A 13,795-nucleotide genomic window follows, 5' to 3' on the forward strand; every position below is an offset into this window, starting at 1 on the left:
ATAAAAAAATCCCGCTCACTTTCAAGTTAAGCGGGATTTTCTATTTTATTTTAGAAAACCGTGTTTCAATGCGGTTTTTAAATGAGGTTAACTAAGCCTGGAATTCCAGTTTAAAGCGTTTTTCCAAGTACGAACAAAATGTATTGTTCTGTGTCATTAAGTTGTCATTTATTGCGCTTTTCTACTACAGCCCCTTTATGAATAGGGGTTTCACCAATGCCGAAAGAGATATGCTCTTCTGCTTTATCGTCTGTTTCGTCATTGAGCTGCCTGTGGAGCCCTTCAAGCCACGCCGGATCTGATACTGCGTAGTGAACCAGAATCTCAAGACGGGGAAGAACTCTTCCGCTGATAAGATGTTCAAGCCTATGCACCTCCGGATCTGCTTCTTCGGGTTCCATTCCGAGTATATCAACAAGTAGCTTCGTAAGGCATTTATCTCTTCTTACTATGGATTTGCCTACGGTTCTGCCTTCTGCGGTCATTCCAATTTTGCCGTATGACTCATGGGTGAGAAGTCCCATTTTAGCAAGGGTGCTTACTGCCCTGCTTACACTGGGAAGACTCACACCAAGTTTCTTTGCTATATCGCTTACTCTTACATCACCGTTTTCGGAAAATCTGTATACCCATTCCAAATAATTCTCCTGACTGGGAGTAAGAGGGGCGGAATTCACTGTGTTCATCGGAAACCTCCCGACTTGTATTTATACATTAAGATATGAAGGTTTCGATTTTAGGCAAGGGGCAATTAAGACTTTTTTAATCTTTAAATAAACATCCGTATCAATAATTATAAAAAAAGGCGGGGAAACCCCCGCCATGAAACACTTTATCTTCTACCGCCATCAACCTCAAACAGTGACCACAATGGCTCCTGAGTTACGTTATCTTCAGCATACTCAAAATAGTAGCCGGAAAAGTAATCACGTGCTACTGATGGTGAAGACTTATCAGCAACCTTGAAGTCCCCTAAATCATCCATTTTAATTATCATAGCAGCATAGCTTCCGTCATTTTTACTTTCAGAGAGGAATATGCTCTTCTTGTCAGGGTCATAGTAGCCTTTGAAGCTCTTTTCATAAAGAGTAACAGTGCTGTAGGTTTCGTTATCCCCAAGGAATACCGCATCAGCAGTGAGGCTGCATCCATCTGCTGCTATATCAAGCTCGGCACGATAAGGAACACCCACAGATGTGTAGTATTCATAAACGTTTGATTTAGCAATATCTACGCTGATTTCAGAAAGAGTTTCATTGTCAAAGCTGCATGATACGTTATCGCTCACAGCATCAGCCTGCCTGACGAGGAGTCCTGTGCCGGAGCAGGTTTTGTTATCAGAGGAGATAACCGTATTAAGCACTTCGGTTCCGACAGATGAGACATTGTAAATAAGATTTGAGCCGTCAGAAATTTCTGTAAAATTAAAGGAACTTTCAGATGTTCTCACGCCTTCGTAAATCTTAATTTTCTTAACTCTTGACACAATATCCATAACAGACGAAAAGCCATCGGGAAGATCTATGTCCTCATACTCATTATATATGTTGAAAGCAAAGGTATTGCCTTTGTCCACAATCATAATTGAAGAGACAGACTTGTAGCCTTCGGATTCGCAGCGTATTGCGCTGTAGCCTGCGTATCCGCCGTAGATAGATTTATCCTTCATATGCTCAAGAGCGTCTTCCGCTGTTTCGGTGATAATCTCTTCGTCTTCAAGAGCGTCAAGAGCCTCACGCAGAGTCATATTATCCGTAACGACATTATTTACTGCCTGCGACCTCTGGGAATCCAGAACAATAAGACCTCCGGTAACAGTACCCACACTCTGAAGAAGGCGTGCTATATCGACTGCATCGTCATATGATGCTATGTCAAAGGGCGTAACAAATGCTGTTGCCCTCACTGAACCAAGAACAAGATTGCCCACACGGAACGTAACATTGTCACCTTCCTGATACTCAAACTCTCCTTTAGAGTTTGTAAAGCCTGAAAGACCGCTGGGCATAGCAGAATATGCCAGCCCCTGTACAGGTGCATCGGTAAAAATACCTGTAGGATTTGAAGGACCGGGTTCTGCACCGGTATCATCACTACTGCTTCCGTTACAACCTGCTATAAAAACAAGCATAATCATAGCAACTAAAAAGACCAATTTTCTTTTCATCACACACACTCTCCGCATTAATATTAATATTCATAACGAACTAAAGAATTAAACCTCTGTATAATAAATACGTCAACAAAACATACATAAGTAATGGAGAAAATATAAAAAAATCAGTCTCTTACTATTTTGAGATATAAGCGGATGCTTCCTTCTTAAACTCGTAAAACTCTTTGACAAATGCGTTGTAACAGTCCTCTGCGCCTTCCATATCTTCGGAATCAGCGCATTTTTCCATGCGGTCGGCGATACTTTCCAAACCATATGCAGTTAGATCACCTGAAGATGACTTAAGATACACAGCAATCTCAATAATCTGCCACGGACTTGCTTCTGCAACTGCACGGCGCAACTCGGCAAGCTGTTTTTCTGTGTCATTTATGAATATCTCTAAAACTTCAACAAAATATTCTCTGTCACCCATGATAGACATAAGCTCATCCGAATTAAAAGTTCCGCCCCGTTTTTCGGAAAAGGATTCGCCGGTTTCCGTGTTGTAGAGATATTTATTGAGGATCGCCACAAGCTCCTCATGTTTAAAGGGTTTGGAAAGGTAATCGTTCATACCGGCTTCTATAAATTTTTCCCTGTCGCCTTTGAGGGCGTGGGCTGTCATGGCGATTATGGGGATATCCGGTCTGCGGACTCCGCTTTCACCGCTTCTTATTGCCTCAACAGTTTCTATCCCGTTCATAACAGGCATCTGGATATCCATAAACACAAGATCAAAATCATCATTACGCAGCGCCTCAAGAGCCTTGAAGCCGTTTTCTGCTGCTGTCACCCTATAGCCCAAACGTTCAAAAATTGTAACCGCAAGCTTCTGGTTGACAATATTATCTTCCGCCAGAAGAAGTTTTTTACTTCGCATTTCAGAAACGTGAGGCATAAAGCCTCTTCCGCCGGCACCGTGGGGAGAATCATTTTCAACCTCATAACCAAAAAGCTCCAGAAGACATTTTTTAAGATGCCCGGGCTTCAGTGGTTTAAAAATCCGTCCGTTAAAACCTTTTTCCGTGAGATAATCAGCGGGCACATGCTGCCCCATGGGATACATCAGAACTGCCTTTGTTCCCGGGTAGTTTTTTATCTCTCTCATGAGAGCATCAAATTCTGCTTCATTTCTTTTTATAAGCGTATCTGATACAAGAACAGCCTCAAAGGCTCTGTTTCCTGCCGCAGATTTGCGTATCAGCTCTGATGCTTCCTTAAATGTTTCCGCACTTTCCGCAGCAGCACCCAGACTTCTCAGTTTTTCAGCGCCGGAACAGGCTGCAAAACGGTTAGGGTCGACCAGAAGAACACGTCTTTTATCCAGCCTTCTGTCGGTTTCAGGAATATTCTCAGCACCGGCGATACGCTCAAACACCGCAGTAAACCAGAACTCAGAACCTTCTCCCACTCTGCTTTTACAGCCGATTTCACCGCCCATCATCTCGGTGAGTCTTTTTGCGATAGCAAGCCCAAGACCCGTACCGCCGTATTTTCTGGACATAGACAGATCCGCCTGTGAGAAGGAATCAAAAAGATTTCCCATACGGTTTTCAGGTATGCCTATGCCTGTATCTTTTATTTTGAATAACAGCCTGGCGTAACCGTTTGTCTCCTTGCTGATTCCTACCTCTATGGACACAGAGCCCTCGTGGGTGAACTTAACGGCATTGCCTATTATGTTAAGGAGAATCTGCCTGAGCCTCCAAGGATCACCTGCCAAAAGACGTGGTATTTTGTCATCCACATGAAAAGCTATATCCAGATCTCTCTGAAAGGCCTTATATGCTATGGAATCAACGCTGTTCTCCACCACTTCTCTCACCGAAAAGTCAAGATACTCAAGCTCAAGCTGCCCCGCCTCAATCTTTGTAAAGTCGAGAATATCGTTAATAACCACAAGCAGCGCCTCTGCCGATGAGGCGACAGTTTCAGCATATTCCCTTTGTTCATCAGAGAGTCTGGTGTTAAGCAGAAGGCTGTTCATGCCTATTATGCCGTTCATTGGTGTTCTTATCTCATGGCTCATATTGGCGAGGAACACATCTTTGGACATACTGGCGACTTCCGCTTCCTCCTTCGCCTCTTTAAGCTCTTTCTCAAACTCTTCCTGTTCTTTGATTTTCTGTTCAAGCTCACTGTTTGCCAGAACAACTTTGTTTCGGTTGGAGTCCATTACAAGAAGAACCATAAGCAGAAGAAGCAGAGATAGATTATATGCAACCGCCTGCTTTATAAATCTCAGGTATGCTCCGTCAATCTCGCCGTCTATCGCATAGCGTACAAGATAGCTTTCGTAATCACCGGAAACACTCCTTATGGGCATAAAAGATGTTATAACACTTATGCCGCCTGATTTTTCATAAACAGAAAAGGTTTCATGAGCCGCAAGCCGGGGATCCACCTCATTCTTAAGAGAGTTGTTAACCGAATCAAAGATACCTGTGGGCATTATATCCTGAGACAATTCAAAATCATAATCTGACAGCCTTGATTCAGTTATGTATTCATCGGAAAAAGCACTTTCCGTACATTCGCTGAGACAGACCTCAAAGAGCTTTCTCTCTGCCACCTCTTTTTTAATGCCCATGGAATAGTAATTCCCGTAACTCTCCAGCATTCCGGTTATAAAGCCTCTCACATCTAAGCTTATTTCCAGAGTGCCTATATGAACGCCACCATGGGAAAGGGGATAAACAAAACGGAAGGCGTTGCCGCTTCTTCCCACCTCAAGTCCTTCGGTGAAACCGTTATTAATATTGGCAATATACACTGAGTAGCGTTTGTCCCCCAGCACATCGCCGTAAATATTTCTTTCATGAAGACGCAGAAAACTCACGGTATCCGGAAAATGAAAGTGTATCTTAGTGTATCCAAGCCTCTTCACCGTGTTATAAATTACAGATGTTTTGTTGAGGACATCTTCTCTCATGGCGTCCCTTTTTTCAGGGTGAAGCCATGCTTCAGCAACAGATTCGCTCAGACCGGGAATGTTTACAATTGACTGATAAACCTCATCAACATATCTGGAGTACATGGAAAGAGAGCGGCTGTATTCACTCCGGAGAGAGGATGCAGCGTTTGCAAGCGCACTTTCACGGGATTCCTGAAGCTTACCGTAAAGGAAAATACAGCCTGCAATATCAATAATAAGCAATAAAACTGCTATGGATCTGCGAACCACCAGTTAACCCCGCAATGAACATGTAACCATACTAATAAATGATACAGCAAATTTATCATCACATACAGTCAAATAATTGAACCTATGCGGATAAACCAGATAAGGCAAACAGGTTGACATAGCTGTGTATTATGGGAAATACTTAAAAGAAGACGAAAATATGGGGTGCCTCACAATGAAAAAAATTTTAATCATCATTCTCCTGCTTACTCACCAGCCGGTCTTCGCAGAACTGCCCAAAGGGTTTGTTTATCTGTCTGATATAAACTCATCCATTGTTCAGGAAATACGCTACGCAACACCCCACAACTTCACAGGCACAAAGGTTGACGGCTACGAGAAAGGTGTGTGCATCCTCACACATCAGGCAGCGAGTGCCCTGAGCAATGTTCAGAAGGATCTGGAGCTTATAGGCTTCTCTCTGAAAGTGTATGACTGCTACAGACCGCAGAAAGCTGTGGATCATTTTGTACGCTGGTCAAAAGATCCGTCTGATATAAAAACAAAAATGGAATTTTACCCTGATGAGCCTAAAGAAACCCTTTTTAAAAGAGGGTTTATAGCCACAAAATCCGGTCATTCCAGAGGGAGTACGGTGGATCTTACTGTCATTCCTTATGATGCTCCGGAGCAGGAGGAGTACATACCCCATGTACGGCTGCGGAGATGCGACAGCAGTGCTGAAAACCGTTTTGGCGATAACAGCATAGACATGGGCACAGGTTTTGATTGCTTCAGCCCTGTTTCCGCAACAGAGAGTGATGCGCTCACCGAAAAACAGCTCTCCAACAGGCTTCTCCTGAGAGATTTGATGAAAAAATACGGCTTTGTCAATTATTCAAAGGAGTGGTGGCACTATACTTTGCAAAAAGAGCCTTTCCCAAAGAAATATTTTAATTTTGATATAAAATAACTTGCAAACAAATGAAGTATCGCTGAAAATATTGACGCTATGTCAAGAGAACCCGCAGCAGAAAGAAACACTTTTCATGGTTTTAAAGCGGCTGAATTTTACCGATGTTTCAGCCGTGTTACAGCAGGCGCTTATGATGAAGGCGAGCTGCTGGATGCCCTGTGCCGTCTTTCCGTTGAAATCCTCGGCTACGGCATGTCCTGGGCTGGTTTTGTTGTGGAGTTCGCCGATAAACGCATCATCCCTTCCTCATACTCCGGGGAGTTTGAAGGCTACATAAACCCGCAGGATATCTGCATCTGCTGCACAGACCCGGGCTGCGGTCCGGTAGGTGAGGCGGTGATAACAGGCGAGGCGATCGCAGTCAATGATATCTCCCTTATGGAAGACTTCTCCTTTTGGCAGTATAAGGCTATGGGGTTCGGCTTCCATTCCTTCTGCGCTATCCCCATGATTACCAACGGTAAAGTCACAGGCGTTTTCACAACCCTGAGCCGTGAAAAAGATAAGTTCTCCTCCGATGAAATTGCGCTTTTGAAAGAGATAACGGCTGAAGTTACAGCCTGCATGAATACCGTATGCGCCAGAAGCAGGATGCTTTCTGCGGAAACAGGGAACAGGGATCTGATTGAAAAATTCGGAGTGCTTTTCAACAACACATCTGATGCCATATTTGTCCACGAAATGCCTGAGGAAAGAGTTTTCGGCGGCAGATTTGTGGAGGTGAACAAAGCTGCGTGCGACAAGCTGGGCTACTCTCAGGAGGAATTTTTCAGCCTCAGCCCGGAAATGCTAAACAGCCCGTGCGGTAAATTTGATATGGACGAAGCCTCTTCAATTCTTATCAAAACCGGACACGTCCATATAGAGGCGCTTATCCGGTGTAAAACAGGCTCGCTCCTGCCCGTGCGTGTAAGCAGTCATACGTTTTCCATGGGCAAAAACCGCTATATTGTATCCATAGTCAGGGACATTACCGAAAAGATCCGCACAATCAAGCAGCTTAACCTCCTGAAAAATGCCATCGAACACAGCACGGTGTCCGTGGTGATAACAGATAAGGACGGTAATATAGAATACGTTAACCCTGTCTTTGAAACCTTCACAGGGTACACCTCCGAAGAGGTTCTGGGGCAGAATCCCCGGATACTGAAATCTGAAAAAATGGATCCAAAGGTTTTTATCGACCTGTGGGCGTGCATATCCGGCGGAAAAATCTGGAAAGGGGAATTCTGCAATAAGAAAAAGAACGGTGAACTATACTGGGAATCAGCAATTATATTCCCCGTAAAAGATCAGAATGGTGAAATAGTTAACTACATAGGGCTCAAGGAAGACGTAACAGACAAGAAAATCCTTGAGGAGCAGGTACGCCACGCTCAGAGACTTAATATAATAGGCGAAATGGCAGGCAGCTTTGCCCATGACCTGAAAAACATCATTCTGGTTATCGGCGGCTTCGCTAACAGGCTGCAAAAAAAGCTGGATGAAAAATCACAGGAACACGAATACGCCGTGCATATAATGAAGGCTGTCACCAGAGCAGCAAAGCTCACCAACGGTCTGCTCACCTTCGGCAGACGGCAGCCCAACCATCCGGAATGTCTGGATATGAACATTCTTCTGCGTGAGTATGTTGATCTGATAGAGAAGATTGTGGATAAAAATATCAGCGTGATCCTTCACCTTTCCGATGAGCATATGCCTGTTATGGCAGACTATATCCAGCTTGAGCAGGTGCTTATGAATCTGGCATCCAACGCTAAGGATGCCATGCCTGACGGCGGTAAACTGATCATCACCTCATACATCAAAGAAAACGACGAAGGACAATACGCCTGTATTATATTTGAAGACACAGGCTGCGGAATGTCCGCAGGAGTTCAGGGCAGGATATTTGATCCCTTCTACACCACAAAAGACCCCGGCAAGGGCACAGGGCTGGGACTTTCAATAGTTTACGGCATCATCAGACAGCATGGCGGCAGTATAAGCTGTACAAGCGAGGAAGGCATGGGAACCAAGTTTGAGATATGCCTCCCTTTAAGCGCCCTCTACGAAGCGTAGTAAGCGGAACACACCTCGGAGAACAGATAGTCTCCAAGCTCCTTTCTGTCTGCGTGTGAAGCATCGGCTGAAGCCATGACACGCAGAGACGCCTTGACCGACTCCATCCTGAAAAGTGATTCAAAATGCGGCTCAAACTCCATATCCCCGTACCAGCAGACCAGATCCCTGTTGAGATCGCTGAACGGTTCTCCGTTTATGCTCTCATATTTCAGACAGCAAGGGTAAACAGGCACACCGGCTTTCCGTGCCGATTCGATGAAAGGAGCCCTGAACGGCAGAACCTGCGAGCCGTCTGTGCTTGTTCCTTCGGGGAAAAGCACCACAGCAAACCCTTTTTCCATAAGAGAGGCTATATCTTTTATTTCATCCCGAAGGCGTGATGCGTTCCGGCGTTCCACAAAAAATGTACCGCCCAGCTCTGCTATTATTCCCACAAAGGGCTTCTCACGCATATCCACAGACGATACAAACACAAAAGGACGCAGGGATGCCATAACTATTATATCCAGATATGACATATGGTTGCACACCACAAGGCATCCTCCGGCATTTTTAAGCTCTTCAGCACCGCTGAAAGAGGGCTTCAGACCGAGGGGCTTAAGCCCTATGCGGCAGAAGAATGATGTGAGGGCTAAGCGCAGCCTCCGCTTATTCACCTCATCCGTTACAGCCGTACTCAATATTTTGCTGCTGATAATATACAGATATATAAGAAACTTAACAGCAAACTTCCTCATGTTTCTTCTCCGTAAATTTCTTTCTGAATGACTCGTCCATCGATCTCACGTCAAGATAAGTGAGATAGTCATAACATTTGAACGTCTTGTCATACGCCGGTTCACCGCATATGACTCCCCCGGCCTTGAAATAGGAGAGCATAAGGGGCGGAACAAGGTTTTCCGCTGCTTCACGGAAAGGCGCAAAGCGTTTTTCCTGAATCATTTCAAGCATTTTATGGTATCTGTCAGTACGGAATTTTGATTTAGGCACAGCACGGAGTTCCTCCGGCGCAAGGAAGTTTTTATTCAGGTAATAATGCACCAGAGCGATGGTGAGATTGTCCGTGGTTTTCACTGATGAACAGCCGAAGAGGCCGTCCGTGGCTGTTTCTGTGATATAGGTTCCCAGCCCCTTCCAGAGAGCGGCTATGGTCGCCCCGCTGCGGTAGTCAGGGTGTATGCAGGCTCTGCCAAGCTCAAGCTTGACCCCCGGCAGACTGACTATGCTCTCCATCTTAAATTCCGAACATGAATAGAACTTATCGCTGAAAAGCGAGCTGTTCAGCCTGTATGTTCCGATGACCTGCCCTGCCTCTTTATCTATCACGGCGAGGTGGTCAAACAGAAAGTCATATTTATCTATATCCTTACCCCGAAAACGCTTTTTATCCAGAAGCTCACGGTAGAAAACCTCATGGCGCAGTCGGAGAACATCGCTGAGTTCATCCCCGTTTTCCACAGTTTTAACAAGATACTTGCGTGAATCCAGATTGATTTTTACGTGGGGTCTGTAGGTTCTCAGGCGGAACCTGAATTTTTTGGAAAGTTCCTGAAGAAAGTCTGCGGCTTTTCTGATTTTTCCTTTTTTTACAGCGTTCATCTGCCACTCCCTGCATCTTCGTTATGTCAGGAGGATATGATTTTGTTGTCAGGGATTGTTGCGTCCGTTGTGAAAAATATTTAAAATTAAACAAACCTGACATTTGTTTTACACCGCTGCGACAATAAGCTGACAAAGGAGGCATATATAGCAAACAGATGACAAGATATATGATATGAGGAGAGAAGATATGGCAAAGGCAGATTTGCACTGTCACTCCAAGTTTTCCAACCATCCGACCGAATGGTTTCTTCAAAGGCTCGGCTCTGCCGAATCATACACCGAACCGGAATACATTTACCGCACAATGAAAGAAAGAGGGATGGACTTTGTAACAGTCACAGACCACAATAAAATGGACGCCTCCCTTATTCTCAATGAAAAATATCCCGAAGACACATTTACCGGAGTGGAATCCACAGTTTATTTCCCTGAAGACGGCTGCAAGATTCACTGCCTTGTTTACGGGCTGAATGAAAGCCAGTTTTCCATGATACAGAAGATACGCAGGGATATATACGACTTCCGGGACTACATCAGGGAGCAGAACCTTGCATATTCTGTGGCGCACGCCACATACTCCGTAAACAACAGACTCACCATAGAGCATCTGGAAAAGCTAGTGCTGCTGTTTGATGTGTTTGAAGGCATAAACGGCGGGCGGGGCAAGCTCCACAACATGACATGGGTTAACGCCCTTGAGGGACTTTCCCCCGATAAAACAGACGAACTTGCGGCAAAATACAAGATAAAGCCGTTCGGCACATGCCCGTGGATAAAGGGCTTCACAGGCGGCTCGGACGACCATGCAGGGCTCTTCCTCGGCAATACATACACAATCACCAAGGCAGGGACACCGCAGGAGTTTCTGGAAAAAATAAAATCCAAACAGACAAGGCACGCCGGGAACTACAGCAGTTTCCACTCCCTTGCCTTCACAGTGTATAAAATAGCCTACGACTTTACCCGCACCCACAAAAACATGGCGGAGGCGGAAGGGCTGTTCAATAACATCACCTCTTACATTTTCGATGATAAAAAACCCACTCTCCTTGAGAGGCTGAAGCTTAAAAGCATGAAGATGCGCAGGAATGCTGACGGCAGCAGAGTGAGGAGGCTTGTCACAGAGCTGATAGAAGATATGCGGAGCCTCCACGGCGGCGGAGTAAACAAAAAGCTCTCTGTGGTTTTTGACAAAGCCACAGACATAGCGGATGAATACACCAAGATGGCACTCTCCGGACTGACGGGAGATGCCAAAAACTACCGCCCCGAAGAGCTTGTGCGGAGTGTCACCTCATCTCTTCCGGGAATATTTTTAAGCGTGCCGTTCTTCACATCCTTCGGGCATATGTATAAGGACCGCCATCTGGTAAACGAGATCGAACAGCACTTCTCTGTCCGTTCCGGCAGAACTAAAAAGAAGATTCTCTGGTTTACAGACACCATCACTGATCTTAACGGAGTTTCCGTCACTCTCCGCACCATAGGCAAACTGGCACACGAACAGGGGTATGACCTCAGGCTTATCTCATGCCTCGCAGAAGATGAAATAGACCACCGCCTACCGCCTAACTATGTGAATTTAAAGCCCATATATTCCTTTGCAATGCCCTATTATGAAAAGCTCACTGTGAAGATACCCTCTGTGCTTAAGGCATTGGAGGACATATACGCATTCGACCCTGACGAGGTGTATATATCAACTCCGGGACCTGTCGGGCTGGTGGGGCTTCTGGCGGCAAAGCTTCTTAATGTGAAATGCTCAGGCATTTACCACACAGACTTCACCAAGGAGGTCTACGAAATAACCTCCAACGACTCCCTAAAGGTGCTTGTGGAAACATATACACGCTGGTTTTTTGATTCGGTTACGGAACTTAAAACCACCTCAAGCGAATACATGAGCCTGCTTTCCGAAAGAGGGATGGCACGGCACAAAATGAGCGTTTTCCACAGAGGCATTGATGCAAGGCTCTTCTGTCCGATGAAAAAACAGGATGACGGCTTTTTCACCCTCGCATACGCAGGGAGAATATCAAAGGACAAGAACCTCGATTTCCTTCTGGATCTTGTGTCAAAGCTCAATGAAAAATACAGCAATCTCAGGCTTATAATGGCGGGTGACGGTCCGTATCTGGATGAAGTTAAGCGGAGAACCGCAGGCATGAAGAACATCCAGATACTCAATGAAGTTGAGCATGACCGCATGCCGGAGATATACGCAAAGGCGGATCTTTTCCTTTTCCCCAGCACAACAGACACCTTCGGAATGGTGGTGCTTGAGGCGCAGGCGTGCGGAGTGCCCGCCATAGTTTCAGACGAGGGCGGACCAAAGGAGATTATCTCTGACCGAGAGACAGGGTTCGTTGCATATGCAAACAATATGGAGGACTGGCTCTACAAAGTCTCCCATATGATAGATATTGCCATGACAAAGCCAGCCGAATACCGCAGATTCTCCGAAGCAGCAAGGACAAGGGTTATGTCTGTTTTCAACTGGGATACTGTGCTCAGGGATATATTTTTGAAGAATACTCCCGAAAAGGCTGAAATAAAAATACGTGAAATCTCCGCTTCGGTTGCCTGATGTCAGTTAAAGTAAGTGATTTTCTTAAAAACGCCGGAACATTCCTCAAGGGCAGAGCACCCGGACAGGCGATTATACAGATGACAGACCACTGCAACGCAAGATGTCCCCAGTGCGGAATGCGGGTGCAGGAGAAATTTCAGCGTCACAGGCTGACGGATGAAAGACTGTTTGCAATGATTGACCGTGCCGCCGAAAACGGCGTAAACGCCATCTCTTTCACCGGAGGCGAACCCTTTCTTCACACGGAAACCCTTATAAACTGCATAAAACGCTCCACAGAACGGGGAATAAAATTCATCCGCACAGGCACCAACGCATACTTCCTCACCGGACATGATAAAGCGGATTTCACCGATAAAGTGAAGCGCATGGCGGAGAAAATCGCCGCAACAGAGCTCTACACACTCTGGTTCAGTCTGGACACATGGAACGCAGAACTGCATGAGGAGTGCAGGGGGCTGAAAGGCGTGGTGAAAGGGATGGAAAAAGCTCTCCCTATATTCGCAGAATACGGAATCTACCCTTCGGCAAACCTCGGCATTAACCGCAATGTGGCATACGGAAAAACACCGGAACCTACCTGCACTGAATCCGGAGCGGAGTTCAGGGAAAGCTACACCGAAGGTTTCAGACGCTTTTACTCATTCGCAGAAAGCCTAGGCTTCACCATAGTAAACGCCTGCTACCCAATGAGCGCAGACGGAAACACAGTCTATAAGGCGGAATCTTCAGACCGCATAGTCAGATTCACAGTGAATGAGAAGATCGAGCTTTTCACAGCACTTTTTAACGCCATACCTGAATACCGTTCACGTCTGCGTATATTCACTCCCCGTTCCTCACTCTTAAGCCTTCTTCGGCAGTACAAGGGGGATGAAACTGCTGATTACGGGTGCAGAGGCGGAATCGACTTTTTTTATATCGACGCTGCAAAAGGACACGCCCACCCCTGCGGCTTTCGTGAGGGAGAAGATATGGGAGCTTATGAAAATTTTGAGGCAAAGGGCTTCGGCATGAAAGCAGTTTGCCGCAAATGCGACTGGGAATGTTTCAGGGATCCTTCAACGCTTCTTTCCCCTTTTACCGAATTTTTTGAACATCCCGCAGGGCTGATAAGCCGTATTGCCAACGACCGTGAATTCTTCCGTTTGTGGAAGGAAGACATAAAATATTATTCAGCATGCGGCTATTTCAACGGCAGAAAAATGCCTGACTTGGCAAAAATGTCAGCATTTGCACCTAAAATAAAGTAAAAAACCTCCGTCCGGTTTTATTTTT

General features: G+C 45.7%; 9 protein-coding genes. 4 read left to right on the forward strand and 5 right to left on the reverse strand.

Features of this window, described 5'->3' with window-relative positions; all coding sequences use genetic code 11:
• Positions 1 to 164 precede the first annotated feature (164 nt).
• The 3 genes from ACYRYY_RS08270 to ACYRYY_RS08280 all read right to left on the reverse strand — a co-directional run bounded on the left by ACYRYY_RS08270 (position 165) and on the right by ACYRYY_RS08280 (position 5,342).
• Entirely contained in the window at positions 165 to 686 is a 522-nt protein-coding gene (locus ACYRYY_RS08270; protein ID WP_460215129.1) for a metal-dependent transcriptional regulator, read from the reverse strand.
• Between the two features lie 146 nt (positions 687 to 832).
• Positions 833 to 2,167, reverse strand: a complete 1,335-nt coding sequence (locus tag ACYRYY_RS08275) for a hypothetical protein (protein WP_460215130.1) — start codon at positions 2,165 to 2,167, stop codon at positions 833 to 835.
• Between the two features lie 124 nt (positions 2,168 to 2,291).
• The gene (locus ACYRYY_RS08280; protein WP_460215131.1) at positions 2,292 to 5,342 is read right to left on the reverse strand and encodes a hybrid sensor histidine kinase/response regulator; all 3,051 of its coding nucleotides are present in this window, start codon (positions 5,340 to 5,342) and stop codon (positions 2,292 to 2,294) included.
• A gap of 175 nt (positions 5,343 to 5,517) precedes the next feature.
• Between ACYRYY_RS08280 and ACYRYY_RS08285 the strand changes: the two genes are divergently transcribed.
• Together ACYRYY_RS08285 and ACYRYY_RS08290 are read left to right on the forward strand one after the other, a co-directional pair.
• Positions 5,518 to 6,255 (forward strand): M15 family metallopeptidase, encoded by a 738-nt coding sequence (locus ACYRYY_RS08285; protein ID WP_460215132.1) that lies wholly within the window; start codon positions 5,518 to 5,520, stop codon positions 6,253 to 6,255.
• 39 nt (positions 6,256 to 6,294) lie between these two features.
• A complete protein-coding gene (locus tag ACYRYY_RS08290) occupies positions 6,295 to 8,322 on the forward strand; it encodes a PAS domain S-box protein (RefSeq protein WP_460215133.1) in 2,028 nt (675 codons plus the stop codon).
• On the opposite strand, the gene ACYRYY_RS08295 is transcribed toward ACYRYY_RS08290, so the two are convergent.
• Both ACYRYY_RS08295 and ACYRYY_RS08300 read right to left on the reverse strand, forming a co-directional pair.
• The gene (locus ACYRYY_RS08295) at positions 8,310 to 9,062 is read right to left on the reverse strand and encodes a lysophospholipid acyltransferase family protein (RefSeq protein WP_460215134.1); all 753 of its coding nucleotides are present in this window, start codon (positions 9,060 to 9,062) and stop codon (positions 8,310 to 8,312) included. The genes ACYRYY_RS08290 and ACYRYY_RS08295 overlap by 13 nt on opposite strands.
• Entirely contained in the window at positions 9,043 to 9,924 is an 882-nt protein-coding gene (locus tag ACYRYY_RS08300; protein ID WP_460215135.1) for a GNAT family N-acetyltransferase, read from the reverse strand. Before ACYRYY_RS08300 ends, ACYRYY_RS08295 begins: the two co-directional genes overlap by 20 nt.
• Before the next feature lie 190 nt (positions 9,925 to 10,114).
• Here ACYRYY_RS08300 and ACYRYY_RS08305 point away from each other — a divergent pair, with 190 nt between their 5' ends.
• Both ACYRYY_RS08305 and ACYRYY_RS08310 read left to right on the forward strand, forming a co-directional pair.
• A complete protein-coding gene (locus tag ACYRYY_RS08305; RefSeq protein ID WP_460215136.1) occupies positions 10,115 to 12,514 on the forward strand; it encodes a glycosyltransferase in 2,400 nt (799 codons plus the stop codon).
• Positions 12,514 to 13,770, forward strand: a complete 1,257-nt coding sequence (locus ACYRYY_RS08310) for a radical SAM protein (protein WP_460215137.1) — start codon at positions 12,514 to 12,516, stop codon at positions 13,768 to 13,770. Before ACYRYY_RS08305 ends, ACYRYY_RS08310 begins: the two co-directional genes overlap by 1 nt.
• Positions 13,771 to 13,795 lie beyond the last annotated feature (25 nt).

It is taken from the genome of Geovibrio sp. ADMFC3 (genome assembly GCF_054687035.1).

What these genes read in the sequence shown, in the direction of transcription:
- ACYRYY_RS08270 (WP_460215129.1), bottom strand. Translation starts at nt 686, where the DNA reads ATGAACACAGTGAATTCCGCCCCTCTTACTCCCAGTCAGGAGAATTAT.
- ACYRYY_RS08275 (WP_460215130.1), bottom strand. Translation starts at nt 2,167, where the DNA reads ATGAAAAGAAAATTGGTCTTTTTAGTTGCTATGATTATGCTTGTTTTT.
- ACYRYY_RS08285 (WP_460215132.1), top strand. Translation starts at nt 5,518, where the DNA reads ATGAAAAAAATTTTAATCATCATTCTCCTGCTTACTCACCAGCCGGTC.
- ACYRYY_RS08290 (WP_460215133.1), top strand. Translation starts at nt 6,295, where the DNA reads ATGTCAAGAGAACCCGCAGCAGAAAGAAACACTTTTCATGGTTTTAAA.
- ACYRYY_RS08295 (WP_460215134.1), bottom strand. Translation starts at nt 9,062, where the DNA reads ATGAGGAAGTTTGCTGTTAAGTTTCTTATATATCTGTATATTATCAGC.
- ACYRYY_RS08300 (WP_460215135.1), bottom strand. Translation starts at nt 9,924, where the DNA reads ATGAACGCTGTAAAAAAAGGAAAAATCAGAAAAGCCGCAGACTTTCTT.
- ACYRYY_RS08305 (WP_460215136.1), top strand. Translation starts at nt 10,115, where the DNA reads ATGGCAAAGGCAGATTTGCACTGTCACTCCAAGTTTTCCAACCATCCG.
- ACYRYY_RS08310 (WP_460215137.1), top strand. Translation starts at nt 12,514, where the DNA reads ATGTCAGTTAAAGTAAGTGATTTTCTTAAAAACGCCGGAACATTCCTC.